The sequence below is a fragment of the Anaerococcus sp. Marseille-P9784 genome (genome assembly GCF_902500265.1).
Classification (GTDB): Bacteria; Bacillota; Clostridia; order Tissierellales; family Peptoniphilaceae; genus Anaerococcus.
On the sequence record NZ_CABVOZ010000001.1, the window covers coordinates 688,066 to 713,823 of the forward strand.

General features: G+C 32.0%; 29 protein-coding genes and 1 riboswitch. Of the genes, 15 read left to right on the plus strand and 14 right to left on the minus strand.

Annotated features, from left to right (window positions below; genetic code table 11):
• The first annotated feature begins 500 nt into the window (after positions 1-500).
• Complete coding sequence (locus tag GAN53_RS03180; protein ID WP_099321444.1) at positions 501-638, plus strand: YvrJ family protein; 138 nt, start codon at positions 501-503, stop codon at positions 636-638.
• Positions 639-647: 9 nt separating this feature from the next.
• Positions 648-1,328 (plus strand): peptidoglycan amidohydrolase family protein, encoded by a 681-nt coding sequence (locus GAN53_RS03185; RefSeq protein WP_151409545.1) that lies wholly within the window; start codon positions 648-650, stop codon positions 1,326-1,328.
• Between the two features lie 54 nt (positions 1,329-1,382).
• On the opposite strand, the gene GAN53_RS03190 is transcribed toward GAN53_RS03185, so the two are convergent.
• From GAN53_RS03190 to GAN53_RS03205, 4 genes are all read right to left on the minus strand, one after another.
• Complete coding sequence (locus GAN53_RS03190; protein ID WP_151409546.1) at positions 1,383-1,961, minus strand: TetR/AcrR family transcriptional regulator C-terminal domain-containing protein; 579 nt, start codon at positions 1,959-1,961, stop codon at positions 1,383-1,385.
• A 132-nt stretch (positions 1,962-2,093) separates the two neighbouring features.
• Entirely contained in the window at positions 2,094-2,345 is a 252-nt protein-coding gene (locus GAN53_RS03195) for a hypothetical protein (protein WP_151409547.1), read from the minus strand.
• Between the two features lie 12 nt (positions 2,346-2,357).
• Entirely contained in the window at positions 2,358-2,843 is a 486-nt protein-coding gene (locus GAN53_RS03200; RefSeq protein ID WP_151409548.1) for a prolyl-tRNA synthetase associated domain-containing protein, read from the minus strand.
• Positions 2,843-3,322: a dihydrofolate reductase gene (locus GAN53_RS03205; protein WP_151409549.1), complete on the minus strand. Its 480-nt coding sequence runs from the start codon at positions 3,320-3,322 to the stop codon at positions 2,843-2,845. Before GAN53_RS03205 ends, GAN53_RS03200 begins: the two co-directional genes overlap by 1 nt.
• A gap of 231 nt (positions 3,323-3,553) precedes the next feature.
• Between GAN53_RS03205 and GAN53_RS03210 the strand changes: the two genes are divergently transcribed.
• The 10 genes from GAN53_RS03210 to GAN53_RS03255 all read left to right on the plus strand — a co-directional run bounded on the left by GAN53_RS03210 (position 3,554) and on the right by GAN53_RS03255 (position 12,228).
• On the plus strand, positions 3,554-4,276 hold the full coding sequence (locus GAN53_RS03210) for a GntR family transcriptional regulator (RefSeq protein WP_151409550.1): 723 nt from the start codon (positions 3,554-3,556) through the stop codon (positions 4,274-4,276).
• A 99-nt stretch (positions 4,277-4,375) separates the two neighbouring features.
• Complete coding sequence (locus GAN53_RS03215) at positions 4,376-5,110, plus strand: sugar isomerase domain-containing protein (RefSeq protein WP_151409551.1); 735 nt, start codon at positions 4,376-4,378, stop codon at positions 5,108-5,110.
• Positions 5,111-5,129: 19 nt separating this feature from the next.
• A complete protein-coding gene (locus tag GAN53_RS03220; RefSeq protein ID WP_151409552.1) occupies positions 5,130-5,402 on the plus strand; it encodes a PTS sugar transporter subunit IIB in 273 nt (90 codons plus the stop codon).
• Positions 5,402-6,727 carry a PTS ascorbate transporter subunit IIC gene (locus tag GAN53_RS03225; protein WP_151409553.1) on the plus strand — a complete coding sequence of 442 codons (1,326 nt, stop codon included), beginning with the start codon at positions 5,402-5,404 and terminating at the stop codon, positions 6,725-6,727. The genes GAN53_RS03220 and GAN53_RS03225 overlap by 1 nt, the downstream gene beginning before the upstream one ends.
• Positions 6,728-6,740: 13 nt before the next feature.
• Positions 6,741-7,187, plus strand: coding sequence for a PTS sugar transporter subunit IIA (locus tag GAN53_RS03230; RefSeq protein WP_151409554.1), 447 nt, complete (start codon positions 6,741-6,743; stop codon positions 7,185-7,187).
• Between the two features lie 255 nt (positions 7,188-7,442).
• Positions 7,443-7,937: a hypothetical protein gene (locus GAN53_RS03235; protein WP_151409555.1), complete on the plus strand. Its 495-nt coding sequence runs from the start codon at positions 7,443-7,445 to the stop codon at positions 7,935-7,937.
• A 61-nt stretch (positions 7,938-7,998) separates the two neighbouring features.
• Entirely contained in the window at positions 7,999-9,132 is a 1,134-nt protein-coding gene (locus tag GAN53_RS03240; protein ID WP_151409556.1) for an SIS domain-containing protein, read from the plus strand.
• 62 nt (positions 9,133-9,194) lie between these two features.
• A complete protein-coding gene (gene nagA, locus GAN53_RS03245) occupies positions 9,195-10,322 on the plus strand; it encodes an N-acetylglucosamine-6-phosphate deacetylase (protein ID WP_151409557.1) in 1,128 nt (375 codons plus the stop codon).
• A complete protein-coding gene (locus tag GAN53_RS03250) occupies positions 10,319-11,245 on the plus strand; it encodes a hexose kinase (protein ID WP_151409558.1) in 927 nt (308 codons plus the stop codon). The genes nagA and GAN53_RS03250 overlap by 4 nt, the downstream gene beginning before the upstream one ends.
• Positions 11,245-12,228: a tagatose 1,6-diphosphate aldolase gene (locus GAN53_RS03255; protein ID WP_151409559.1), complete on the plus strand. Its 984-nt coding sequence runs from the start codon at positions 11,245-11,247 to the stop codon at positions 12,226-12,228. The genes GAN53_RS03250 and GAN53_RS03255 overlap by 1 nt, the downstream gene beginning before the upstream one ends.
• A 44-nt stretch (positions 12,229-12,272) precedes the next feature.
• Here the strand turns inward: GAN53_RS03255 and GAN53_RS09715 are convergent, their stop codons facing one another.
• The 7 genes from GAN53_RS09715 to GAN53_RS03285 form a co-directional block, all read right to left on the minus strand.
• A complete protein-coding gene (locus tag GAN53_RS09715) occupies positions 12,273-12,449 on the minus strand; it encodes a hypothetical protein (RefSeq protein ID WP_192574080.1) in 177 nt (58 codons plus the stop codon).
• Position 12,450: 1 nt separating this feature from the next.
• Positions 12,451-12,870 carry a Fe-S cluster assembly sulfur transfer protein SufU gene (sufU, locus tag GAN53_RS03260; protein WP_151409560.1) on the minus strand — a complete coding sequence of 140 codons (420 nt, stop codon included), beginning with the start codon at positions 12,868-12,870 and terminating at the stop codon, positions 12,451-12,453.
• On the minus strand, positions 12,871-14,091 hold the full coding sequence (locus GAN53_RS03265) for a cysteine desulfurase (protein WP_151409561.1): 1,221 nt from the start codon (positions 14,089-14,091) through the stop codon (positions 12,871-12,873).
• Position 14,092: 1 nt separating this feature from the next.
• Positions 14,093-15,133: a SufB/SufD family protein gene (locus GAN53_RS03270; protein ID WP_151409562.1), complete on the minus strand. Its 1,041-nt coding sequence runs from the start codon at positions 15,131-15,133 to the stop codon at positions 14,093-14,095.
• Positions 15,133-16,545 (minus strand): Fe-S cluster assembly protein SufB, encoded by a 1,413-nt coding sequence (gene sufB / locus GAN53_RS03275; RefSeq protein WP_151409563.1) that lies wholly within the window; start codon positions 16,543-16,545, stop codon positions 15,133-15,135. The genes GAN53_RS03270 and sufB overlap by 1 nt, the downstream gene beginning before the upstream one ends.
• A 3-nt stretch (positions 16,546-16,548) precedes the next feature.
• The gene (sufC, locus tag GAN53_RS03280) at positions 16,549-17,280 is read right to left on the minus strand and encodes a Fe-S cluster assembly ATPase SufC (RefSeq protein ID WP_151409564.1); all 732 of its coding nucleotides are present in this window, start codon (positions 17,278-17,280) and stop codon (positions 16,549-16,551) included.
• A 145-nt stretch (positions 17,281-17,425) separates the two neighbouring features.
• On the minus strand, positions 17,426-17,689 hold the full coding sequence (locus tag GAN53_RS03285; protein ID WP_151409565.1) for an HPr family phosphocarrier protein: 264 nt from the start codon (positions 17,687-17,689) through the stop codon (positions 17,426-17,428).
• A gap of 245 nt (positions 17,690-17,934) precedes the next feature.
• Between GAN53_RS03285 and GAN53_RS03290 the strand changes: the two genes are divergently transcribed.
• Positions 17,935-19,449, plus strand: a complete 1,515-nt coding sequence (locus GAN53_RS03290; RefSeq protein WP_151409566.1) for a CAP domain-containing protein — start codon at positions 17,935-17,937, stop codon at positions 19,447-19,449.
• 51 nt (positions 19,450-19,500) lie between these two features.
• On the opposite strand, the gene pepD is transcribed toward GAN53_RS03290, so the two are convergent.
• Complete coding sequence (gene pepD / locus GAN53_RS03295) at positions 19,501-20,913, minus strand: beta-Ala-His dipeptidase (RefSeq protein ID WP_151409567.1); 1,413 nt, start codon at positions 20,911-20,913, stop codon at positions 19,501-19,503.
• A 21-nt stretch (positions 20,914-20,934) separates the two neighbouring features.
• A complete protein-coding gene (locus GAN53_RS03300) occupies positions 20,935-21,870 on the minus strand; it encodes a glycosyltransferase family 2 protein (protein WP_151409568.1) in 936 nt (311 codons plus the stop codon).
• A gap of 178 nt (positions 21,871-22,048) precedes the next feature.
• On the opposite strand from GAN53_RS03300, the gene GAN53_RS03305 reads away from it, so the two are divergent.
• Positions 22,049-22,918: a C39 family peptidase gene (locus tag GAN53_RS03305; protein ID WP_151409569.1), complete on the plus strand. Its 870-nt coding sequence runs from the start codon at positions 22,049-22,051 to the stop codon at positions 22,916-22,918.
• A gap of 81 nt (positions 22,919-22,999) precedes the next feature.
• A riboswitch (Fluoride riboswitch) is annotated at positions 23,000-23,073 on the plus strand.
• A gap of 90 nt (positions 23,074-23,163) precedes the next feature.
• Positions 23,164-24,390 carry a cation:proton antiporter gene (locus GAN53_RS03310; RefSeq protein ID WP_151409570.1) on the plus strand — a complete coding sequence of 409 codons (1,227 nt, stop codon included), beginning with the start codon at positions 23,164-23,166 and terminating at the stop codon, positions 24,388-24,390.
• Between the two features lie 29 nt (positions 24,391-24,419).
• On the opposite strand, the gene hemZ is transcribed toward GAN53_RS03310, so the two are convergent.
• The gene (gene hemZ, locus GAN53_RS03315) at positions 24,420-25,718 is read right to left on the minus strand and encodes a coproporphyrinogen dehydrogenase HemZ (protein WP_151409571.1); all 1,299 of its coding nucleotides are present in this window, start codon (positions 25,716-25,718) and stop codon (positions 24,420-24,422) included.
• Positions 25,719-25,758: the final 40 nt, after the last annotated feature.

Consider the following 25,758-nt stretch of genomic DNA (forward strand, 5'->3'; position numbering starts at 1 on the left):
TTGAAGAAATTCTGTGAAAAGGTATAATATTATTAACCATGATACCTAAAAGTTCATGCATGGTTTTGACCACAAAAAAAGACGAGTTGCAGCTCGTCTTTTTTTTATGCTAGTTATCATCATTTAGTAATTTATCTAGCCATTTGTTGATTAAGTGACCAACTATATCAACTACGATACTTACTATGATACCTAAAAGTGTTCGCATAGTTTCACCTCCTCTCATGCTATGAGAGCTTGATGATAACATTTTTATTATATCATAATTTTTTCTGATCTTACACTCTATTTTCTGGGACAATAAGGCTCTTTTTTCTATATATAAGTGAGAGGAGGTGAATATTATGGCAATAATCTGCATTTTTAAGGAAGATGAGGAAGATGAAGAAGAGGATTCTTCTAAGAAAGAAGACTAAGGAATCTGGCTCGGTAAGTTTTTCTATTAGGATAAAAAATTTTTAGAAATTCCAAAAGTCACTTGTTAACAAACAGGAGGGAATATGGATATAACAAAACTTATCGGAGATTTGGGTTTTCCAATTGTAATAACTTTGATATTGATTTATCAAATAAATGGAAAACTCGATCAAATATTAGGAGAAATTAGAGAATTGGAAAAGAAATTAGGGGAAAGATAAGGAGAAAAAATGGCATCTGTTGACAAAATGCTTGCTTATGCCAAAAGCAAGCACCACAAGGTAAGATATTCTATGGCCTATCCAGCTCGTTTGGGGCCTTATTGTTTGGATTGTTCCTCTTTTGTCTACTACAGTTTGATTGCAGGAGGATTTTTGCCCAAAAATTCTTTTATCGGCAACACAGAAAGCCTTTATAAGCTAAAGGGAAAAATTTTTAAGGAAATTTATTCTTACGAAGATATAAGACCTGGGGATATTTTTATCAGAGGTTTAGAAGGGAAAAGTGCCGGCAGAGGCGGTCATACTGGAATTTTTCTTAGAAAAGGGGAAATTATTCATTGTAACGGTCTAAATAACACCGTTACCATCAACGGTGAAAGAAATTTCCTTAGATATTTCTTAGATTGTAGGCGCAGTCAAAAAGAAAGATATTTTAGGCCGATGGTTGAAAAAGAAGGATCTTTTATTAACAAATCTGGAAAAGCTATAGTAAATTCCGCCACAAATATTAGGGCTTATCCATCGACAAATTCAAAAATTGTAGGTCTTTATAGGAAAGGTTCTGTCATTTATTACGATAGGATTATTGAAGCAAATGGCTATTCTTGGCTATCCTATATAGGAAATTCAAGCGGACTAAGGCGCTATGTCGCCTACAAAAATAATAAATATTGCTGGATGAGCCTTTAACAATCAACATAAAAACACACTTTCCTAAGTTTGGAGAGTGTGTTTTTGAATTTGCTATATTTTCTTGTAGGCCATTAGAGAGGCTTTGATGGAATTTGTGCTGATGGTTTTTATGTAGGAAGTTATTTTGGCATTTGAGATTTCGTATTTTTTGTTTAGAGATTCTATAAGTAGTCCTGCTATGGCTTCGGTAAAATACATAGTTAGGACATTTCTGTATTGGTCATCAATCTTAATTCCTAGTTCTTCTTCATCTATTTTAATAAAATTTCCTATAATTTCCCTAAAATCTTTTGAGAAGAATCTTCTTAGATCTTTTTCTCCTACTGAAAATAAGATGTTTTTCAAAAAACTCCTATTTTTTTCTATATATGAGAGGGTGAAATTAATGGCCATATCTATTTCATCCTTGCTATCGTAATCTTTTACAATATTTATTGCTTCTTGCTCCAAAAGCCATCTTAAAAGGTCGTAAATATCTTCAAAATGATAGTAAAATGTGTTTCTATTGACCTTACTTAGGGTGATTATTTCCGTAACGGTGACTTTGGAAAAGGACTTTTTTTCCAAAAGATCTTTTAAAGTATTGGCCAAAAGCATTTTTGTATTGTAAGAATTAACTTCGCTTCTCATAATTTCCTCCATTTATATTAATTTACCCAATATCTAAACAATTATCTAATAAATAGACAAAAATTTCATTTTGTAGGAATATAAATGATCAAAAAAGCGCAAAAAAATGGTGCTAAGATCTAGCACCAAAATTTATACTTGGTCGAAAAATTCGACTTTTTTGCCATCTATTACTTTTGATGGAACTCCAACTTTATAAGCTTCTTTGATTTTTTCGTATTCTTTTAAGTTGTCACGATATTTTAAAAATCTTTTTAAATTCATCATATTTTCGTTGATGTTGATAAATTCTTGGCCTTCAAATTTTTGGGGATTATTCTTATATTCCTCAATCAAAGACTTGCAGTGAGGGCATTTATCGCTTACAAAAATTTCTATACTCATAATATCTCCTAATTATAATTCTACAGTATTTGCATCATAGCCTATTGCATCCATGAATTTTAGCATATCATCTGTGTTTATAAAAACAGTTTTTTCGTTGGTGTTAGGGTGAAAGCTCATTCTCTCCTCGTCCATAATGGCCTTGTCAAAATATACTTTGATGTCCTTATCTTCGTTATTTAACAAGCCAAATAGGGAAACAACGCCAGGAGCAAGTTTCATTTTTTGCATTAGGGTATCTGCTGATGCCATTTTTACTTTTTCGCCGACAATTTCCTTGAAATTATCCATATCCAAACGTTTTGTATCATCCATTATCACCAGATAAAAGTTTTTCTTTTTTCTGTTGGTTAGAAACATGGTTTTGGTTCTAACTCCAGGCACGCCTACGATAAATTCGTCAGCTTGTTCGGTTGTCAGTGCTGGTGGGTGGTCAACTGTTTCAACGCTAATCCCTAATTCGTCTAATTTGTCATAAACCATTTTGACATCTTCCATTATTTCCTCCTATACTTTACAAATTTAAAGTCAACTTCATTTTCTCGGTAAATTTCTGATTGATCGATCTTTTTAAAATTTGGATCTTCATCAAAATTATGCAAGAAAGTGTCGGCTTCTCGACTTGAGAAAATTTTTGTAATTATCGCCTCATCTATAAAAGGCAAAAACAAATCGACAATTTGCTCACCCCCAATTACAAAAATTTCTTTCTTGGAATTTTTTATGTATGCTAATAGATCTTTATAATCAACAAACACCCTAGCATCATTTAATTTATAATTTTTATTTCTAGTTAAAACTAGATTTTCTCTACCTCTCAGAGCTTTTCCCATGGACTCATATGTATTTCTACCCATTATTACAATATTTCCATATGTAAGATATCTAAAATGCTTTAAATCCCTAGATATATGAAAAAGCATCTGATTATCCTTGCCAATCCCCCAATTTTCATCGACAGCTAAAATCACTTTCATAAATTACCTCAAAAAACCTTCTATCTATATTAAACCACTTTTACTTAGAAAGTATATTAAGTATAATGAAAATATAATTTCAAATTAATAGCGATTTAATTTTTTTGGTAATAAGAAATATTTATTAGTTATTGTTTATTAATTATAAAATGATGCTAATATATGATTTCGTAAACAGATTAAAATATATACATTTTTTGAAATGTAAAATATGATGAAAGTGAGGTTACTATGGAAAAAATTGATAAAGATAGTTTAATACCAATTTATTATCAATTAGAGGAAATGTTTATAAAAAAAATTGAAAGTGAAGAATTAATACCACATCAATCACTACCATCGGAAAGATTAATATGTGAGAAATATGACATAAGCAGAACTACAGTTAGACAAGCTTTTCAAGATTTGGAAAATTCTGGATATATTTATAAAGTTAGAGGCAAAGGAACATTTGTAGCTGATAGAATAATAGAATTTAACATCTCAAAATTTTACAGCTTTTCAGAAGAAATGAAGAAAATTGGCAAAAAACCTAGTTCAAAAATATTGAATTTTGAAAAAATAATTCCTGATCCAAAAATATCTAGAAAATTGCAAATAAAATCTTCTGATTATGTATTTGTGCTTAAAAGAATTAGGTATGCTGATGGTGAAGCCATATCAATAGAACAAAGTTATATTCCTTATTTTAGATACAAGGATCTAGATTTATATGATTTGAGTAAACAGAGCCTATATTCATTTCTAATTGAAAATTTCAATTCTGTCTTTTTACATGCAACCGAAAAATTCCGTGCAGTTGCAACAAACGAAGAAGAATCCACTTTATTGAATTATCCTATTGGTGCACCTAGTATATTGATTGAAAGAGTGGTAATAGAAAGTTCTTCTATAATTTATTCCAAAGCTATATCAAGAGGTGATAAATTTTCTTACAGCATAGAATTAAATTGAAAAAAATTTACAAAACCAAATAATAGTGATATAATATTTAAAACAAAATAAGGAGGTTGTATTATAACTGGTAATGACATCATTACCAGAAAGGCTGTTATGAAATATGAAGAGTATTATGAGAGCATTCTAAAACAATTAGAAAAACAATTTGAAATGGAGGGAGATAGAATAATAGAAGCATCAAAAATATGTGCTTCAAGTATAAAAAATGGAAGATTAATTCATATTTTCGGCTGTGGTCATTCACAGATGTTTTCCATGGAAGCGTTTTATAGAGCGGGAGGATTAGTACAAGTAAACCCTCTATTGATACCTCATTACGCACTCTTTCCAAAAGCAAAATTAAGCACTTTGCAGGAAAGAATTGAAGGTTTTGTAGATACTTATGTTGATTTAGTTAATACAGATAGAAAAGATACTATGATTATTACCTCAATTTCTGGTAGGAATGCTTCAAGCATTGATATGGCTATTAAGGCCAAAAAAATAGGCATGAAGGTAATAGCTTTAACTTCAATCAAATTTTCAGAATCAACAAAATCTCGACATTCTTCTGGTAAACTTTTAAAAGATTTTGCTGATGTGGTAGTTGACATTAAGTGTGAACCAGGGGATGCTATTTTAAGTATGGATGAACTTGATACAAAATTTTGTGGAACATCAACGGTTTTAGGAATGTATGTTATTGAAAGCATAATAGCACAGACTATTGAAAATTGCGTAAAAGACGGATGTATTCCACCTATTTATACCAGTTCTAACGTTGATGGTGGAGATGAAAAAAATAGTCAATACATTTTAGATTACAAAGACATTATAAGTTGCTTATAAATAATTCAAGGAGTAAAAAATGAATATTGTAGCAGTTTGTGGATTAGGAGTTGGATCTAGTTTAATATTAAAAATGACTATCCAAAAGGCTGTCGATAATCTGGGAATAGATGCCAAAGTTGAGCACTGGGATGCTGGTACAGTAAGATCTAAAAACCCAGATATCATTGTAACGACAAATCAGTTTAAGGAAAAATTTGAAGATTTAGAAAACGTTATTTTAGTAAATAATATTCTTGATGATAAAGAAATTCAAAGGAAGTTATCTGAATACTTAGATGGAGGAAAATAATGACTAATTTTTTGTTAAATATTATTCAGACACCGCCAATTATTTTGGCAATGGTTGCTCTAATAGGATTATTATTACAAGGGAAAAATTTTGGTGAAATTTTCGAGGGAACAATAAAAACTGCACTTGGAATGTTAATTATATCTACAGGAGCAGGTTTAATAGTTCAAGAAATTTTACCTTTTGTCGAACTTTTTGGAGAAGTATTTAATCTTCAGGGATTTGCAACTTCTTCAGAAGCTGTCGTAGGTTCACTTCAAGCAAATATCCCAATAGTTGCCTCAACCAGTTCCATAATTTTGGGAGTTGGCTTTCTAGTTAATATTTTATTAGCAAGGATAACTCCTTTGAAAAATATATTTTTGACTGGTCACATGATGTGGATATCATCTGTAGCTATAGCCTATTGCCTATATATACAAGGTTATAACGAACTAACAATAATAATACTTGGATCTATTTTACAAGGGTTAATATTAACAATGATTCCATCTATAATTCAAAAATCTGTAAATAATTTAACTGGCAATGATTCTTTTTCAATAGGTCATTTAACTAACATAGGTACAGGAGCATCATCATTTATAGGCGGACATTTAGGAAATAAAGAGGATTCTGCAGAAGATATAAAACTTCCAAAACAACTTCAGTTTTTTTCTGATACATCTGTATCTGTAGAAATTGTAATGCTATTTTTTTATCTTATTGTAGTAATAGCAGCGGGACCTGAAAGAGTTAGTGAACTTTCTAATGGTCAAAATTATATAGTTTTTGGAATACTAAAATCACTTGGATTTACTGCAGGTGTTCTAGTTTTATTACAAGGTGTAAGATTGTTCTTAGGTGAAATAGTACCTGCTTTTAAAGGTATAGCTGATAAAGTAGTTCCGGGAGCTAGACCAGCTTTAGATGTACCTGTATTATTTGCCCTTGCACCAAATTCATTAATATTTGGATTTATTTCTGCTGTTGTAGGAATGATAGTAGGAATGTTTCTATCATCTTTCATTTTCAATGTGACTCCATTAGTATCAATAATTGGTGCATTCTTTACTGGTGGAGTTGCTGGAATATTAGGAAATGCTAACGGAGGTAAAAGAGGTGCTATAATATCTGGATTCTTATATGGTTTATTTTTAATATTATTATCAGCTTTAGTTTTTAAAACTTTTGATTTTTCAGCTGCAGGAGTTAGTGGAGTAGGACATGACTGCATTGATATAATGATAATAATGTTATTATTAAAAAATCCAATTATAGGCATACCTGTATTATTAGCATGCTACTTAGCTCTTAGTCTTATAGAAAGAAAGAGGACAAATTAGTTTGGAAACAAATATGATGATAAACAAAGAATTGATTTGTATTGACAATGACACCCATAATTGGAGAGAGGCGGGGAACATAGTAGGGAATTTACTATTAAAAAATCAATATGTTACAGAGACTTACCTTAAAAAAATTATTGATTATGTAGAAGAATTTGGACCATATATTGTTTTTGCACCAGGAATAGCCTTGTTTCACGCAAGACCAGAAGATGGAGTATTAAAACAAGGAGTTGCCTTAACTGTTTTTAAGGAAGGTATTAATTTCTGCGCAGGTGTAAACGATCCTGTTTATTTGGTTTTTGCATTGGCACCTGAGTCTAACAATTCACATATTGAATTACTAAAAGATTTATCAATTCTTCTTTCAGATAATTCAATTAAAGAACAGATAATAAATTCTTCAGATACAGACAATATAGCTAATATAATTAATAGTTTCGATTATAAAAGTTGAATAATACCTTGTTTTACTTACGTTATAATATATTCTTAATAGTTATTTGTTTTATTATTCAAAGCTAAGCAGGCAATCATTTATTAAATTTTAAAAAATATTCTTAATGATTAACATTTTTAATCAAATATGAAAATCTTTAATCAGAATACAGATTTTTATTAAACCACTTTGTAAAAAAATTGCTTATTCTTGAAGAAAAGGCTTGTTTGCGTTAAAATTATAGTAGAATTTGTTATAAACGGAGGAAGAATAATGTCTGTAAAAATTAATAATGAACTAATAGAAACAATGCTATATTTTTGGCAAGCTACATCTGAAGGCGAAAAAGTCGGCGAAGATTTTATTAGAGGAATTGCAAATCGTCCAGAGTTAAAAATGATTTATGATGAAAATTTCAACGAAGAAGATGTAAGAAAAGTTTTATCAGCAATTTCTAATAGAGAGCGTCTTAACGATGTTTCCAAGCAAGCAAAGAAGTTTTGGAATAACAATATGTGGATGATGGAAGACTTGGGAGTTGTAGATATGATGGTAAGTCCTGTTAAGCATTTGAACTTAGATGATATGGATAGCGAAAAAACCCTAATTTTTATCCCTGGTCATGTTGATGAATATTATGCTAAAGGCGATACAATTCTTATAAATTTCTTCAAAATTATGGTCGATATTTTTGGAGGAACTAACGAAGTTACCATGGACGGAGAGCCTTTTGAAGAGCACATTAGAAAAATTGTCAATGAAAATTAGTTAAAGCTCGTCTTAGTTCTAAGGCGAGTTTTTAATTTTATTAAATTTAAAAGGAGGAAATATGTATTTAGATTTAGATTATATTGAGAAAAATGATGCTTACAACACCTACTATGAAATTTTTCAGCAAGCAGAAAAATGGCGTGAAGTATATAGGCTTTATGAGCAAAGAAAAGAAAAGATAGAAGAGTTTTTGGCAAAAGTTGGATCTGATGTAAAAATAATTTTTACAGGTGCAGGTACAAGTGAATATGTAGGAAATATCTTAAATGAATATCTAAAAAGCCTTGGAATTTACAACTTTTCATCAATTGCAACTACTGATTTGGTGTCTTGCCCATATTTGCACTTTGCAAAAAATCAAAAGACCTTGTTGGTTTCTTTTGCTAGAAGTGGAAATTCTCCAGAATCTTTGGCAGCAGTAAAATTAGGCGAGCAAATTGTTGATGATTTTTATAATATGGCAATAACATGCGCCCCAGATGGAAAATTAGCTTTGAATCTAAAAGATGACGAAAAATCTTTTGTTTTTATCGAACCAGAAGGAACAAATGACAAGGGCTTTGCCATGACAAGTTCTTTTACTTCCATGCTTTTGACAGGCCTTTTGATTTTTGATAAAAGAGATGATAAAAAAGAACTTGTGGAAAGTATTGCAAAAACTTGCCAAGCTATTATAGCTGATAAAGAAAATATAGAAAAGCTCGTAGATTTTGACTTTGAAAGAATTATTTATCTAGGAAGCGGTCCATTATATAAGCTAACCAATGAAGCAAGGCTTAAAATTTTGGAACTTACAGCAGGTAATGTAGCTAGTTTATACGAATCTTCAATGGGCTTTAGACATGGTCCAAAGTCTTTTGTAAATGATAAAACCCTTGTAGTTTCCTTTGTTTCATCAAATCCTTACACAAGCCAATATGATCTTGATATTTTAGATGAAACTTATGCTGATAAAATTGCACAAAGAATAATCGCTATTGCAAATAAAGAAATCGCTGGAGATTTTGAAAAATTAATTTATAAAAACCAAATAAATGAAGATATCTACCTTGCATTACCATATATTGTAATTGCTCAGTTAATAAGCTTGATTACAAGCCTTAGAGTAGGAAACACTCCTGACAATCCATCAAAAAGCGGAACTGTAAATAGGGTTGTAAAGGGAGTTAGCATCCACGAATACGAAAAATAAATAATTTAAGCTTAGGAAAATTTTTATTTCAAATAAAAGTTTAAAAAAATCAAGGAGAAAAAATGTTTTATAAAGCAAAATATATAGTTCTTGAAGATCAAGTTTTGGAAAATTTTTATATGGAAGTTTGCCATGGAAAAATCAAATCATTTTCAAAAAATCCTCCAGAAGAATTTGAAGATTTGGGAGAAATAATAGCTCCAGGTCTTGTAGATACTCATATCCACGGCTACCGTGGAGAAGATATAATGAATGCAAAAAAAGGTGCTTTAAATATTATATCTAAAGGTCTTTTGGAATGCGGAGTTACAAGCTTTTTGCCGACAACTCTTACTGACTCAACAGAAAAATTAAATGAGGCTTGTAGGGTAGTAGGTGAAGAATATAAGGATGTTGAAGGGGCAAAAGTTCGTGGAATTTTCCTTGAGGGACCATTTTTCACAGAAAAATACAAGGGCGCTCAAAACGAAAAATATATGTCAGATCCTGATATAGAAAAACTTAAAAAATGGAATGAATTATCAAAGGGACTTGTAAAAAAAATCGCCATAGCTCCAGAAAGAGATGGGGCAATTGACTTTATCCATCAAGCAAACGCCATGGGAATTGCAGTTGCTCTAGGTCATTCCGATGCAAGCTACAAAGATGCCTGTAAGGCAGTAGAAGAAGGGGCAAATATTTTTGTTCACACCTTCAATGGCATGAGTGGACTTCACCACAGAAATCCGGGAATGGTTGGAGCTGCCATGAATACAGATGCCATAAGCGAATTAATTTGCGATGGTCACCATGTAAATCCAGCAGCTGCAAATATATTAATTAATGTCAAAGGTCCTGATCATGTAGCTTTGATAACAGATTGTATGTCCGCCGGTGGAATGGCTGAGGGAGATTATAAGCTTGGCGAATTTGATGTCATCGTAAAAGATGGAACTGCAAGATTAAAAGAAGGCGGATCGCTAGCAGGTTCGATTTTAAAACTAAAAGATGCAGTAAAAAACCTCATAGATTGGGATGTGGCCGATTTATTTGAGGCTATTCAAATGGCAAGTTTAGTTCCTGCCAAATCTGTGGGCATAGATGATGTTTGCGGAAAATTAAAAGTAGGCTATGAAGCAGATTTTATAGTTTTAGATGAAAATTTAGGACTAAAAGCAACATTTCTTGATGGAAAGAGAGTTTTTGGATGATTTTGACTATTACAGCCAATCCATCGGTCGATATTTCTTACCAAATAGATGATTTTAAAATTGACGATGTCAATAGGACTGACAAAGTAGTAAAAGATGCTGGTGGTAAGGGCATTCATGTAGGTTATGTCCTAAAAGAACTTGGAGAAGAAGTCGTTCATTCAGGTTTTGTCGGTGGAGTTTTGGGAGCATATATAGAAAATACTCTGCAAAGCAAAGGTCAAAATTCGAGATTTGTCAAAATAAAAGAAGATACAAGAAATTGTATAGCAATATTGCACGATAAAAATCAGACTGAAATCCTTGAAAAAGGACCAAGTATTAGCAAAAAAGAAGAAGAAGAATTTATAAAAAATCTCGATCAAATTAGCAAAGATTGTAAATTTATAAATATATCTGGTTCCTTGCCAAAGGGACTTGACCCTAGTTTTTATGAAAAAATAATAGCTTATGCTAAGGAAAATAATAAATTCGTTTCTGTGGATACTTCAGGCAAAATTTTAGAAGCAATAATAAATTCAGATATAAAACCTGATTTAATCAAACCAAATGAAAAAGAAATAGCAGATGTCCTAAAAATTGAAATAAGAAAAGAAAATTTAGCTGGGATTTTATTAGAAAAACCTTTTAAAGATATAAAATACATTATAGTATCTTTGGGCAAGGATGGAGCAATTGTTAAAATTGATAAGAAAATTTACAAGGCAAGTGTTCCAAAAGTTCAAGCAGTAAATCCAGTGGGAAGTGGAGATTCATCGCTTGCAGGAGCAATCTATGCCATAAGTTGTGGCAAAAACGATATTGATATAATAAAGACGAGTATGAATTGTGGTCTCCTAAATGTATTAAACAAAGAAATTGCCCACATCAACATTAAAGATTTTGACAAATATTACCAGCAAATAAAAGTAGAGGAGATTTAATGAAAATATCCAAAGAAAAATACCAAAACTTAAAACAATTAGTAAACGAAGATGGTGCCATAGCGGCTCTTGCCATAGACCAAAGAGGTTCTATGGAAAAAATGATGGCAAAAGCAAACCCTGACCTTAACAACATCGATGGCATTGGAAAATTTAAAGAATTAGTATCAAAAGAACTAACAAAATATTCATCAGCAATATTATTAGATCCAATTTATGGCAAAAAAGGCATTACAGCTAAGGATAAAAACGCAGGTCTTATAATGAGCTATGAAAAAACTGGCTATGATGAATATGAAGAAGGCAGACTTCCAAAGTTAATAGAGGCAGTATCAGGCCTAAGATTAAAGGAAATGGGAGCAAATGCCATAAAAGTCTTGCTATATTACGATTGCGATGAAAGCGAAAGAATAAATGACATCAAAAAAGCTTGGGTGGAAAGAGTAGGCTATGAAGCAGAAGCACTAGGACTTCCGTATTTTCTAGAAATAATTAACTATGATAAGGATATAGCTGATGCCAAAGGCCTAGAATACTCAAAAATTCGTCCAAAAAAAGTAATAGAATCAATGAAAGTTTTTGACGATCAAAGATACAAGGTCGATGTCCTAAAAGTAGAAGCGCCAGTAAATATGAATTATGTTGAAGGCTTTGCTGAAAATGAAGTTTTATTTAGCAAAAAAGAAGCACTAAAATTCTTCAAAGACCAATCAGAGGCAACAAGGATTCCTTTTATCTTCCTAAGCGGAGGAGTAAGCGCAGAATTATTCCAAGAAACCCTAAAATTTGCCAAAAAAGCAGGCTCAACATTTAACGGAGTTCTATGTGGTAGAGCAACATGGTCAGGGGCAGTAGAAGAATTTGGAAAAAGCGAAAAAGATGCTCAAAATTGGCTACAAAGTACAGGCAAAGAAAATATAAGAAGTCTAAATGAAGTGCTAAAACAAACAGCAAGCTCAGTATTTGAAAAAATTGAATGTTAATAAAAAAAATCAAAACTACCAGTTTGGCCAGTAGTTTTGATTTTTTAAATATTTTTTATCTTTTTATATTTTACATAAGAATTAGCAGTCATTAGTATGGCGCTTATTAGGATTATATACCAGTAGCTTTTGCCTTTGCTATATTGCAAATAGGTCAAAAGGTAGAGGAGTCCTGCTGTTATTAGACTAGTTAAAAATTCTAAATTTTCTAATTTTTTCATTTTATATTACTTGATCTAGGGTTTTCCAGCTTAATAAGGCGCATTTGACTCTTTGTGGCATATTTTGGATATTGATAAAGGCTGCAGCATCTCCCAGTTTTTCTAATTCTTCATCTGTGATTTCTTCTCTTTTTATCATTCTAATGTAGATATCTGCAAGTTCTTTGGCTTCTTCTTTTGTTTTGCCTATTATCATATCGCACATAACGCTTGTTGCAGCTTGGCTTATGGCACAACCATCACCAGTAAAGGCTGCATCGACTATTTTATCTCCGTCTGTTTTTAATTCAAGAACTATTTCATCTCCACAAGATGGATTGTGGCCTGGTTCTTTGATATCAGCATCTTCCAATTCGTGTTTGTTGGCTTGATTTCTTGAATGATCTAGGATTATCCTAGAATAAATTTCTTCCATATTCATTTATAGTCCCATTACCTTTCTAACATTTAATAGCTCTTTGGCAAAAATTTCCGCCTCTTCTTTTGTGTTGTAAAAAGCAAAGCTTGCTCTGGCGCTTGCGCTTATGCCCAAATATTTGTGCAAAGGCATAGCGCAGTGGTGACCAGATCTTACTGCAATACCACTATTATCCAAAATTGAAGCTATGTCGTGAGGATGTATATCATCGTAGGTAAAAGATAGGACAGCTCCAGTTTTGGAATTTTCTGGGTAGAAAATTTTTATATGCGGATAATCTTTTATAAAATTATAGGCATGGCGAGTTAGGTCGGATTCGTATTTATAAATCTCATCAAGGCCGATTTTTTCCATATATTCTATGGCTTTTGCAAGGCCTATTGCTCCACCTACATTTTGCGTACCAGCTTCAAATTTGTAAGGTAAAGAAGCAAAAGAGCTTTCTTGCTCGTAGACGTATTCGATCATATCTCCACCGGTTAAAAATGGATTCATTTTCTCAAGCAAGGCTTTTTTGCCGTACAAAACTCCAATTCCCATAGGAGAAAGAAGTTTATGGCCAGAAAAAACATAAAAATCACAGTCTAAGTCACTTAGGTCAATTTTTAGGTGAGGAGTAAGTTGCGATCCATCGACAATTGCTATTGCACCAGCTTCATGAGCCCAATTTACAATTTTTTTGATATCTATAATCTCGCCTGTCACATTGCTTGCTCCTGTGAAGGAAACAATTTTAGTTTTTTCGTTAATTTTATTTTTTAAATCTTCATAATTTAGGGAATAATCCTCGTTAAGATAGGCATAAACTAATTTTGCACCAGTTTTTTTTGCTACAATTTGCCAAGGAACTAAATTTGCATGATGTTCTAGGATTGTTATCAAAATCTCATCATTTGCTTTTAGATTTTCCAAGGCATAGGAATAGGCGATTAGATTTAAAGCTTCGGTTGCATTTCTGGTAAAAATTACTTCCTCGCGATTTTTTGCCCCTATATATTCTTTTATCTTATCCCTAGAATTTTCATAGGCAGTAGTTGCCACAAAGGATAGATAATGAGCACCTCTGTGAGGATTTGCATTTTGGTATTTATAATAATTGTCTACTGCATCTATTACTTCTTTTGGTTTTTGGCTTGTAGCTGCAGTATCAAGATAAATTACATCTTTTCCCACTTTTTTGCTATCTAAGTAAGGAAAATCTGCTCTTATTTTTTCTATATCCATATTAATCCCTTGTATTCATTTGATGAACTTTTTTCCTTAATTCATCTTTTAACTTTTGATCTTCGATTTTGTCTAAGGTTTTTGCAAATGTCGCCTCAAGCATCATTGATTCTGCTTTTTTCTTATCAAAACCACGACTCATAATATAAAATAGCATTTCTTTGTTAAGTCTACCAACACTTGCAGCGTGATTTCCTGCTACTTCTTTTTCTCTACAAAGTAGGATTGGGGCGGTTTTGTTTTTCACTTGATCTGAAAACATCATAGAATAATCGGCGATTTTGCCATCGGCTTTATGACAACCATTTTTAAGATCAACTACGCCTTTCCAATTTTTGCTAGCCCTATCTTTTAAGGCTCCATTAAAGAGGGTTGCTGAGTCGGTTTTGTTGCCATAATGGTCATTTTCTGCCAAAATATCCAAAAATTGATCTTTTTCTTTAAAATAAATTCCTTCTTCGACTAATTTTGCCCTGTCGCCTTTTAAGATGTTTTTGATATTTACAAGCGAATAATCATTGCCTAATTCTATATAGCTAATATCCAAAAATGCATCTTCTCCGATAATTGAAGTAAAGGATAGGAGATTTTTTGATTTTTCTGGCAAATTTGTGACAATAACTATCTTAGCCTTGGAAGATTTCTTTAAATTTACTCTAATTTGTGAATTTATATATAAATTTTCTCCACTGCCAAAAGCATTTATTAAAAAGCTTGCAGAAGAATTTTCTTTAAGATTTATATCTACTCCGCAAAGCAAAGTAGGATTTTCTTGATCCATAATAAGATCGATTGTTTCAGTTTTATTTATTCCGCTAAGATTTCTATAAAGAGAGTAATTTCTAAAATCTTTATTCTCTTTGTTTATTTCTCTGCCTAGGCCGTATTCTAAGTTTTTGAAGGCATTTTCAAGTTCTTCTATGGAATTTTCGTCAGATTTTTTTAAGTATTCTTTTTTTTCTTTTATAGAATGTTCGCCATCTACCCAGTTTAGGCCAGTGTGGTTCCAAGCATACATTCTCATTTCATTTAGTTTACTCATCAGCCATTTGCTCCTTCTAATTCCATATCAATTAGGTGGTTCATCTCTACTGCATATTCAAGTGGCAATTCTCTGCTTATAGGCTCTGCAAAACCTCTAACTATCATGGATTTTGCTTCTTCTTCTGTAATTCCACGACTCATTAAATAGAAAATTTGTGATTGGTCGATTGAACCGATTTTTGCCTCGTGACCACAATCCACATCGTCATTTCTAATGTCAAGAACTGGTATTGTATCAGATTGTGCATTTGCCGAAAGCATTAAGTTTTCACAATCTACAGTTGAGCGAGAGCCAGAAGAATTTTTTTTCATTTGCACAAAAGATCTTGTCATTGATTTGCCAGATCCTGCTGTGATAGACTTGGTAAGAGCTGTCGAATAAGTATTTTTAGCTAAATGTATCATTGAGCAACCATTATCTATATATTGGCCATCTGATGCAAAGGTAATTCCAGTATATTCAGCGCTTGCTCCTTCTCCTGCAAGGATACTTGTAGGATAAAGCATAGAAACTTTAGATCCAAAAGAACCTGATACCCAAATGACTTTTCCGCCTTCATCAACTATGGCACGTTTAGTATTTAGGTTGTACATATTTCTTGACCAGTTTTCTATGGTTGAAAATCTAACTTCGGCGTTTTTGCCGACAAAAATTTCTACAGATCCTGCGTGTAAGTTTACAACGTTATATCTTGGTGCAGAGCAACCTTCTATGAAATGAACTTTTGCATTGTCTTCTGCAATTATCATCGTATGTTCAAATTGTCCAGCTCCTGGCGCATTTAATCTGTAATATGATTGCAAAGGAATATCTACCTTAATTCCTTCTGGTACATAAATTAATGAGCCACCAGACCAAACTGCCCCATGTAGAGCAGCGTACTTGTGCAAGGTTGGAGGAATTGCCTTTTGGAAATATTCCTTGACCAAATCCTCGTGTTCTTTTAGGGCTGTTCCAAAGTCCATGAAAATTACGCCTTGGTCTGCCAAGTGCTTTTGGATTGAAAAATAAACTTCCTCGCTATCATATTGGGCACCAACTCCTGCTAAAGATTTTTGCTCAGCCTTTGGAATTCCGAGTCTATCAAAAGTTTCTTTGATTTCTTTTGGTAGAGCATCCCAATTTGATTTTTTGTCAGTTTTTGGTTTGACATAAGCTGTTATGTCATCCATCTTAAGCTCTGATAAATCTGGTCCCCAATTTGGATTTTCTAATTTATTAAAAATTTCTAGAGATTTTAGACGTCTAAGTCTCATCCATTCTGGTTCATTTTTTTCGCGAGATATTTCATTTACTATATCTGCATTTATTCCTTTTTCGGTTATTTTATCGTAGGTAAATTCATCTATAAAATCGTAAAAACCACGATCTAATTCCCTTAATTTTTCCTCAATATTATTACTTGGCATGATCTACACCCATTCATATCCGCGTTTTTCAATCTCATCCATAAGACTATCATCGCCTTCGTGAGCAATTTTGCCATCTTTTATAACATGAACATAATCAGCTTTGATGTTTTCTAGTAATTCTCTATGGTGAGTTATAATTATTACAGCATTATCTTCGGATAAATAATCCTTAATACCCTTACTTACTATCCTTACAGCATCGACATCAAGTCCAGAGTCGGTTTCATCGAGCATGGCAAGTTTTGGATTTAGCATTTTTAGTTGAAGAATTTCAGATTTTTTTCTTTCTCCACCAGAAAAACCAACATTTACATATCTTTCTGCATATTCTTCTGCAAGATCAAGAGCTTTCATTTCCTTTTCTAATTTTTTGGAAAAAGAAATTATTTGTGGTTTTTTGCCGGTGATTTGTTCTTCTGAAATTCTCAAAAAATCAGCAAGTTTTACTCCAGGAATTTCATCTGGATGTTGGAAGGACATAAAAATTCCACGTCTAGCACGTTTGTCGCAAGATTCATTTGTTATATCTTCACCTTGGAAATAAATTTTCCCTTCAGTGATTTTATAAATTGGATTAGCCATTATTGAGTTCATAAGCGTTGATTTTCCAGAGCCGTTTGCTCCCATTACAACGTGAACTTCTCCCTTGTTAATCTTTAAATCTATTCCTTTTAAAATCTCATTATCCCCAACGGATACATGAAGATTTTCAATTTTTAATAATTCAGACATATCTACCTCTTTTTTTATTGTTAATCAAATTCAAATAAAGTATACTACTTTACTAGGAATTATCAATCATTGTATCTATCTCATTTTACCCTTTTTTAAAAATAAAAAAAACGAGCTTAAGCTCGTTAATATATGTATAAAATTATTAGATATTAATTTTATTTTCTATAACATCAACCAAGGTTTTTACAGCATCTTCTTCATTGTCACCACTAGCTCTAATGGTAAGCTCCTCGCCGTTAGAAGCACTCATGCTAAGAATTGACATGATAGACTTTGCATTATAACTTCTTCCGTCTTTTTCAACTATAATATCACATGGAAATTGAACAGCGGCTCTTATGAAAATTGATGCAGGTCTAGCGTGCAAGCCAATCTCATTTGTAAGCGTGACTTTTTTCTCGTACATAGTAGCTCCTTTCCTTAAACATTCTATAAAAATATATTACGACAGTTTTGAAAAAATGCAAACATTTTCCAGACGATTTTACTAATTTATAATCTATTGTTGGCAAAAAACATGATAAAAGCCTAAAATTAGGTAACTAGGTAATTTTATTTATTTTGAAATTATGATAAATCAAAAAAATATTTTACTATATTTTTGCAAACGTAATCAATATATATTATAATTATTTATATTGGAGGAATTTTATGGAAAAAAATAAAATATTTAAGAAATTAATTTTAACTTTATCTTTAATCGGTCTATTTTCTGCTCCAACATCTTTTGCACAAGATATAAACGCTTATGTCAATTTAAGAAATGAGCCAGAAATAATAGCTGAGGGCAAGAAAAACAACGAAAAAGAAATAAAAAGTTTGGAAGAATCCATTTTAAATGCATCAATTTCCAAATCCGCAGCAGAATTTTTGCTAGAAAATTCTAAAGAAACTATCAAAAATATTGCCGGCACATTAAAAAACCAAGTTGCAAGCTCTAACGAGAATTTAATTGCTGCAAAAAGTCTTCTTGCTACATTAAAAGAAGAAGGTGAAGAAAGCGATAATTTAGCAGATTTAAAGGAGTCTTACTTTCAAAATAGAGTTAGGGTAGCATCTTGCTATATGCTTTTAAATAACACTCCACAGACTATAAGAAATGTTAGAAATAAGCTAATTAATCTTGTTGAAAGTGCAGAAATTTTATTAGAAGAAAGCGAAGATTTGATAAATCAAGTTGAGCTTAACAAAAAATACAAAATCAAAGATATGGACAGAAAGTCAACAGGTCTTTATTTTAGCTCTCCTAGTGAAATAGAAATTTTAAATTATTGGAGAGATTATCAGTCAAATGCAAATCCTCAAAGAGAATTTGCAGGCTTAAATCTTGCTGATTCAAATTTGGATACCTACCTATCTGTAAAGCCATCAATAAATGATGGAAATCCTGGATTGCCAAGTGATGAGGCCTTGCTTGATGCAAATCATGTCACAAATACCATAAGATATGCTCAAGGCCTAAGAGAAGTAGAAGCTGATAGGGAAAAATCTTACTATGCTCAAGCTTCTTCATTTGTAAATTATCTAAATGGAAATATCAGCCACAATCCAGCTTTGCCAAATTCACTTGATAAAAGCAATCCGATTTTTAGAGACGGATCTATAGGAACTTCTAAAAGCAATCTTCATATGCAATACGGTGGATTTTCTAGCTCTATTATTGACCAAATTAGCAATTTCATAAAAGATGGAGATTCTAAAAATGAAAACGAAGTAGGGCATAGAAGATGGATTCTAAATCCTTTTGCCCAATATTTCGGCTATGGAGCTTACAGAGGATTTGCCTCTACCTATGTAATAGAAGAAGGTTGGCCAAAAACATCAACAGAACTTGTCGCTTATCCATCAAATGTAGGAGTTAGTGAATTTTTTAGCTCAACAACGCCATTTTCTATAAGTTTTGGGGAAGCTTATGATATAAGTAATGTTACTATCACTGTGACAGACCTAAAGACTGGTAGAACTTTAGCTTATCAAACTGGCAAAAATATTTACACTTCTTACAAAAACTACGGTTATCTAAACAGCCTATCTTGGGGACTTGGCTATTCGGGAGAAGCTGGAAGCCAATATGAAATAAATGTTTCAGGTGTCAAGCTTAATGGGGCTGATTATCCAATAAATTATACTATAAATTTCATATCCCTAGAATATTCTCACAATTAAAAATAATTAAAAAATCAGCTTGGTTAAGGGTAAACCAGGCTGATTTATTTTTTATATTCTTTCTAAAGCCTTCACTAAAAGCTTGTAATTTTTCTCAACTGACTTGATATCCACTTCTTCGGCAGGGCTGTGAGCTCCGTGAATTTCTGGACCAAAGGAAATCATCTCTACATCTTTTAGAGTTCCTTTAAATAATCCGCACTCAAGACCACCGTGAGTTGTCGCAATTTCCATATCAGAGCCATTTTCTTCTTTCCAAATTTCATTTAAAACTTTTTCTAATTTGGTTTCTTCTTTTTGCCAGCCGGTATAAGAGCTTTTGATTGTTGCTTTGCCAGCAAATTGTTCTACAATTTTTATGGCGATTTTAGAAAGATTTTCCTTGGCAGAATCAATTTGAGATCTTGCCATAAGGCTTACTAGAGTTCCGTTTTCATCGTGATTTAAAATTCCAAGATTTGATGAAGTGATTATCTCGCCTTGGTGTTTTTTTACTAAACCATCTGGCATTGTAAAGAGGGCGTTTATAATATTTTTTGAAAGGTCTTTGCTTAAAACTTCCTTATCCCAAGAGCTTTCTTTTAGGCTGATTTTAGCGTTAGGATCGGTATCTTTGTATTCATTTAAAATTTGACTAATTCTTTTATTTATTTCTTCTATTGAATTTTCTTTATCGCTTGTTGTAAATATTGCCCAAGCATTTGCTGCTATGGCATTTCTCTTTACTCCGGCAGAAAAATCGCAAATTTGTAAATCCTTAATATCTACTAATAATCTGCCCAAGGCTTTAATAGCGTTTAGTCTTGCCTTATCGATTTCCATTCCAGAATGGCCGCCAGAAAGGCCAGAAATTTCAAGTTTTAGGACTTGATCTTCTTTTTCTTCAAATTCATTTGGCCAAGTAATTTCCAAGTCTAAACCACCAGCACAGCCAACAGTAAGTATTCCATCTTCTTCGCTGTCGATATTTAACAAATATTTTGCTTTGATATCAGAAGTATCAAGAGCGTTTGCTCCGACCATTGAAGTTTCTTCACCTGTTGTAATTATTGCTTCAAGTGGACCATGTTTTAGATTGTCATCATCAAAAACAGCTAAAATATAAGCAACTCCCATTCCATCATCTGCTCCAAGAGTTGTCTTGTCAGCTGTCACGAAATCTCCATCAACTATTAGTTTTATAGGATCTTTTGAAAAGTCGTGATCGCTATCATCTTCTTTTACGCAAACCATATCCATGTGAGCTTGAAGGGCGATAACATCCTTATCTTCTAAGCCTGGGCTTGCATTTTTTCTCATAACAATATTTAAGGCTTCATCTTGGCGAGCTTCTAGATTTCTTTTTTTGGCAAAATCTAGCAAATAATCTGAAATAGCTTTTTCATCGCCTGAACATCTTGGAATTTGACTAATTTCTTCAAAAAATTTCCAAACATCTTTAGGCTTTAATTCATTAATTTCCATTAAAATCTCCTTTATATTTACCTATATTTTATCATACCCTAATTTTTTCTGTAATTTCACTATATTTAGGTAGAGTTTCAGACTTCTAAGAGTAAATATATTAGTCCTATCAGCGATAATTGGCTCGTAAGCTTTGTATATATCTCTTATGATATCCAAATCATAGCCCATCTCAATAGCATTTAAGAGTTTATTTACAATGCTTCCTACAAGTTTATGATTAATCAGAGCCTTTTTTTCTCTGTAGTTTAGATTTAATCTTTCATCATAAAAAAGCCTATAGGAGTATGCGACATCTTCTTCAATTTTTTTTAAACTAAAGCTTGAAAGACTATCCCTTTCTGGATCTAGCCTATAGTAAGTTAGATACTCTTTAACTAACTCTATATTTTTAGAATGTTTTATTACTTTACAAAGAAATTCTATATCTTCACCATAGGATGTCTGCTCATAGAATTTAATTTTATTTGCTAGAATTATATCTCTCTTTATCATAAAGCATGAAATATGAAATTTATTCTTTGTTATTAAATAATTGGTCAAAAAATCATTTTTTATAAATCTAGTTTTTTTAGGGTAGATTTTCTCATCAATCAATTGATTATATCCACAAAGGCAAAGATCTGCATCTTTTAAACTGATTTTCTCATACAGCTTTTCCAAAAACAGAGGATTATAAAGATCATCAGCATCCAGAAAACAAAGATACTTACTATCAGATTTTTCAATACCGTAATTTCTTGCAGAAGAAACTCCAGCATTTTCTTTGTAATAATAAAAAATATTATTGTGATTTTTTGCTAAACTCCTAACAATTTTTGAAGAATTATCATTTGAGCCATCGTCAACAACGATGATATTAAAATCTTTAAAAGTGTTATTTTCTACAGATTTTATAGTGTCCAAAATAAAATCTTCACCGTTATATAGTGGGATTATTACATCAATTTTTGCCATTAAATTATCCTTATAAGTTATTTATTAGTATTTTACCATAAATTTACTTAGATTAAATATTATTAAACTTCAAATAAATAGTTTTAAATATTTATTTTTCTAATTTAATAATTTGCTATTGCAATATTTAAAACTTTGATGTATTATATATTACAGAACATTACTAAGAGGTAAATTTATGACAAGGAAGAGAAAAAGAAGAAAAAGATTTAGATTTTTTAAATTTTTACTAGGATTATTTTTTATTTTTGTTCTTGTAAACTTTTTAAAAACCAGATACAATGAAACGGCTTATTATGAGGGAGATTTTATTGACAAAGTTGAAAGGTTGTTTTCTTTTAATTTTGCCAACAAAGATTACAAAACTGATGATAAAAATATCTTGCTAAAAAACATAAAAAAAGAAGCTTATAAGGGCAATGACAAGGCAAGATGGCTTTACGAAAATTCCGAATCGCTTAACGATACTTTGCTATATTTAGCTGGAAATGATTCCGATGCCATAGAATTTGTTTATAATTACAAAAATGGCATCACAGATTTTTCTTATTTTGATGGAAGCTCCCATGATTTTTCTAGAAAAACTCCTTATTTTCTTCAGTGGGATAATAGATGGGCCTACAAAGATCTTGGAAATTCTGTCATAGGCCTTGCAGGATGTGGACCAACATCCATGGCAATGATTCTTTCAAGATTAAATAATGACATTACAATTAATCCAGAAAAAATTTCAAATGACGCTAGAAATTACATGACAAATGATGGAATTTCATGGAAATTTTTCACAGATGAAGCTAACAAATACGGTTACCAAATAAGCGATATTTCAATTGACAAAGATTCTATGATAAACGCCCTAAATTCCGGCCCCTTACTTGTGTCAGTTAATAGGGGAATATTTACTCTTTTTGGCCATATTATAGTCATAGATTCTTACCAGGATGGCAAATTTATAGTTAACGATCCTAACAGCCTTAAAAAAAGCGAAAAAGCTTGGTCTTATGATGAAATTAGTGATCAGATAGCTCATGTTTGGTTAATAAATTAGATTTTTAGATAAAAATTATTTTTTCAAAGTCTAAGGCAAAAAAATTGACATTTATCTTTTTAAGTGTATAAATAATTTGTATAAATATTCGGGAATGAGGTTCTCCCACGACTTTGTCCAAAGCGCTTTAAAAAGCTGATGACTTCTGTTTATCTGCAGGAGTTTTATATATAGTCGATAATTTCTGCTTGGTGGAAATTGTCGACTTTTTTCTATGATAAATATTTTAAAATTTTGGAGGATTTATGTTAACGTCACTTGCTTTTATTTTTCTAGTAGGCCTTGCTACAGCTAGCATTTGCCAAAAATTAAAATTGCCGGGAATTATCGGCATGCTTATCACAGGAATTGTTTTAGGGCCTTTTGTTTTGGATTTGCTTGATCCATCGATTCTTTCCATTTCTTCAGATTTGCGAAAAATGGCTCTAATAATTATCCTTATCAAGGCCGGTCTTTCTCTTGATCTTTCTGATTTAAAAAAAGTAGGTCGCCCTGCAATTTTGATGTCTTTTTTGCCGGCAAGTTTTGAGATTTTTGCCTTTGCAATTTTTGCCCCAAAGCTATTAAATATTACAAGAATTGACGCTTTGGTTATGGGAGCTGTCTTGGGAGCAGTTTCACCAGCAGTTGTAGTTCCAAGAATGGTAAGTCTTATCGACAATAATTACGGAAAAGACAAAAGCATCCCTCAAATGATCCTTGCTGGAGCTTCATGCGATGATATTTTTGTAATAGTTTTATTTCAAACTTTCCTTTCCATGGCGCAAGGTGGAGAAATTAAAATTATGGATTTTGTTAATATCCCACTTTCAATCGTTTTGGGCATAGGCCTTGGAGCTTTGACAGGTTTTGTCTTATCAGAATATTTTGAAGGAGCCTACAAAAGGAGAGCTTATATAAGAAATAGCAGAAAAGTTATAATAGTTTTGGCGATATCATTTTTGTTAATGGCTATAGAAACTTACGCAAAAGATTTCCTTCCTATATCAGGCCTACTTGCAGTTGTGAGCATGGCTTGCGTTTTGAAGATAAGAAGTGTAAGTTTTGTATCAAAAAGATTGTCAGAAAAATTTGGTAAACTTTGGATAGGTGCAGAGGTTTTGCTTTTTGTTTTGGTTGGAGCTGCCGTAGATATACGCTACACCATGACTGCAGGAATAGCTGCTATTGCCATGATTTTTATAGGACTTTTCTTTAGGTCAATCGGCGTTTTGCTTTGCCTAGTTAAGACGAATTTGAATGCTAAAGAACGTTTATTTTGCGTAATTGCTTATTTGCCAAAGGCAACAGTTCAAGCTGCCATAGGATCTGTGCCTTTGTCCATGGGCTTAGCTTGCGGGCAAATCGTATTGTCAATTGCAGTTCTTGCAATTTTGATAACTGCTCCTCTTGGTGCAATTGGAATGGATACGACCTATAAAAAATTATTGACTTTGGAAAAAACATCTGAAAGTCAAATGGCAATTAATTAATTAAAAAATGGATTTGCTTAAATTTTAAGCTAAATCCATTTTTTGTAATTCTCTATCATTTTATTTTTATCAGAAATTTCTTCATCCAGCAAAGCTTCATAATCTTTCATATTTCTGGCGTTTCTGTATTTTTCGTTATTGATAAGCTTTGAGTTGGCGTTCATTCCAAGACCTATAATATTTTCCAATTCCTCATTTATTATAATATTGTATCTTTGAGCGGTATTTTCTCTTTGGTAGCCGACATTTTCCAAATTTGAAATGATATTTTTTTGCCTATACAAATAATAAGGCTTATAGGAATTTTCTTTGACAAATTTTCCTATATCATCGCTTATTTTTAGGGCTTCTTTGATGGAGCCTCTTTTATTATTTTCCATATATTTGCTGCCAACTTTCCTAGCAAGAGCGTGAAAAGTTATATTATCTGGCAATAATTTTTTTAAAATTTCAAAATTTTCCCTAAAAGAATTAGCATCTTCTCCCACAAGGCCCACTATAAAATCCATATTTATAATGAAACCGAGTTTTTTGGCATAATTATAAATTTCTAGAAAATGCTCTAAGTCATAGGCTCTGCCAGTTGCTTTTATAATATTTTCGTTAAAAGTTTGCGGATTTAGGGAAATTCTATCGACACCATTTTCTCTTAAAAGTTTCAATTTTTCAAAATCAAGAGTATCTTCTCTGCCTGCTTCAAAGGTAAATTCCTGGTAGGTAAATTTTTCGTTAATAAGTTCTAAAAGCCTTTTGATATCGGAAATTTTCAAATAAGAAGGCGTTCCTCCGCCTATGTAAATTGTATCGAGATTTTCTGGCAAATTGATTTCTCTAATTTCTCTAAGAAGCAAATCCACATAAGAGCTTTTGTCATGATTTGTTCCAATAAGCGTAGGATAGGAGCAATATTGGCAGCGACTTGGACAAAAAGGAATATTTATGTACAAATTAAAATCATTTGACTTAAAGGATAATTTTTCTTGCTGGTTTTTAATTTCAGCAAGCAAATTTATTTTTTCATCAGCAAGGAAATATTTTTCCTTAATTTCATCCGTATTATATTTTTGCAAAAGCTTTGAGGGCTTGGATCCTGTAAGCATTCCCCAAGGGGAAGTATAGGAATTTTCCTTAGCTAAAATCTTATATAAAATTGCTTTTAGTTGGTAATTATTTTCATATTCGTAGGATTTTCCCAAAAATGAAATTTTTTTATCATATATGGATAAATCGCCTGAATCAGCAAATAAAATTTCGTCACTTTCATAAAAAATATTTAGGATATCATATACGATTTTTCTTTTATTTGGGCTTTTTAGATAAATTTTCATGGCTTAATTATACCGCTTATCTCCCCGAAGCTACCACTTA

Bases quoted from the DNA above. Each gene is read 5' to 3' on its own strand.
- GAN53_RS03210 (WP_151409550.1), top strand. From the start codon at position 3,554: ATGGAAAAAATTGATAAAGATAGTTTAATACCAATTTATTATCAATTA.
- GAN53_RS03310 (WP_151409570.1), top strand. From the start codon at position 23,164: ATGTTAACGTCACTTGCTTTTATTTTTCTAGTAGGCCTTGCTACAGCT.
- GAN53_RS03270 (WP_151409562.1), bottom strand. From the start codon at position 15,133: ATGAGTAAACTAAATGAAATGAGAATGTATGCTTGGAACCACACTGGC.
- GAN53_RS03240 (WP_151409556.1), top strand. From the start codon at position 7,999: ATGTATTTAGATTTAGATTATATTGAGAAAAATGATGCTTACAACACC.
- GAN53_RS03300 (WP_151409568.1), bottom strand. From the start codon at position 21,870: ATGGCAAAAATTGATGTAATAATCCCACTATATAACGGTGAAGATTTT.
- GAN53_RS03215 (WP_151409551.1), top strand. From the start codon at position 4,376: ATGAAATATGAAGAGTATTATGAGAGCATTCTAAAACAATTAGAAAAA.
- GAN53_RS03230 (WP_151409554.1), top strand. From the start codon at position 6,741: ATGATGATAAACAAAGAATTGATTTGTATTGACAATGACACCCATAAT.
- nagA (WP_151409557.1), top strand. From the start codon at position 9,195: ATGTTTTATAAAGCAAAATATATAGTTCTTGAAGATCAAGTTTTGGAA.
- GAN53_RS03185 (WP_151409545.1), top strand. From the start codon at position 648: ATGGCATCTGTTGACAAAATGCTTGCTTATGCCAAAAGCAAGCACCAC.
- sufB (WP_151409563.1), bottom strand. From the start codon at position 16,545: ATGCCAAGTAATAATATTGAGGAAAAATTAAGGGAATTAGATCGTGGT.
- GAN53_RS03190 (WP_151409546.1), bottom strand. From the start codon at position 1,961: ATGAGAAGCGAAGTTAATTCTTACAATACAAAAATGCTTTTGGCCAAT.
- GAN53_RS03220 (WP_151409552.1), top strand. From the start codon at position 5,130: ATGAATATTGTAGCAGTTTGTGGATTAGGAGTTGGATCTAGTTTAATA.
- GAN53_RS03255 (WP_151409559.1), top strand. From the start codon at position 11,245: ATGAAAATATCCAAAGAAAAATACCAAAACTTAAAACAATTAGTAAAC.
- GAN53_RS03225 (WP_151409553.1), top strand. From the start codon at position 5,402: ATGACTAATTTTTTGTTAAATATTATTCAGACACCGCCAATTATTTTG.
- GAN53_RS03195 (WP_151409547.1), bottom strand. From the start codon at position 2,345: ATGAGTATAGAAATTTTTGTAAGCGATAAATGCCCTCACTGCAAGTCT.
- sufU (WP_151409560.1), bottom strand. From the start codon at position 12,870: ATGAATATGGAAGAAATTTATTCTAGGATAATCCTAGATCATTCAAGA.
- GAN53_RS09715 (WP_192574080.1), bottom strand. From the start codon at position 12,449: ATGAAAAAATTAGAAAATTTAGAATTTTTAACTAGTCTAATAACAGCA.
- hemZ (WP_151409571.1), bottom strand. From the start codon at position 25,718: ATGAAAATTTATCTAAAAAGCCCAAATAAAAGAAAAATCGTATATGAT.
- GAN53_RS03180 (WP_099321444.1), top strand. From the start codon at position 501: ATGGATATAACAAAACTTATCGGAGATTTGGGTTTTCCAATTGTAATA.
- GAN53_RS03285 (WP_151409565.1), bottom strand. From the start codon at position 17,689: ATGTACGAGAAAAAAGTCACGCTTACAAATGAGATTGGCTTGCACGCT.
- GAN53_RS03235 (WP_151409555.1), top strand. From the start codon at position 7,443: ATGTCTGTAAAAATTAATAATGAACTAATAGAAACAATGCTATATTTT.
- GAN53_RS03265 (WP_151409561.1), bottom strand. From the start codon at position 14,091: ATGGATATAGAAAAAATAAGAGCAGATTTTCCTTACTTAGATAGCAAA.
- pepD (WP_151409567.1), bottom strand. From the start codon at position 20,913: ATGGAAATTAATGAATTAAAGCCTAAAGATGTTTGGAAATTTTTTGAA.
- GAN53_RS03305 (WP_151409569.1), top strand. From the start codon at position 22,049: ATGACAAGGAAGAGAAAAAGAAGAAAAAGATTTAGATTTTTTAAATTT.
- GAN53_RS03290 (WP_151409566.1), top strand. From the start codon at position 17,935: ATGGAAAAAAATAAAATATTTAAGAAATTAATTTTAACTTTATCTTTA.
- sufC (WP_151409564.1), bottom strand. From the start codon at position 17,280: ATGTCTGAATTATTAAAAATTGAAAATCTTCATGTATCCGTTGGGGAT.
- GAN53_RS03205 (WP_151409549.1), bottom strand. From the start codon at position 3,322: ATGAAAGTGATTTTAGCTGTCGATGAAAATTGGGGGATTGGCAAGGAT.
- GAN53_RS03200 (WP_151409548.1), bottom strand. From the start codon at position 2,843: ATGGAAGATGTCAAAATGGTTTATGACAAATTAGACGAATTAGGGATT.
- GAN53_RS03250 (WP_151409558.1), top strand. From the start codon at position 10,319: ATGATTTTGACTATTACAGCCAATCCATCGGTCGATATTTCTTACCAA.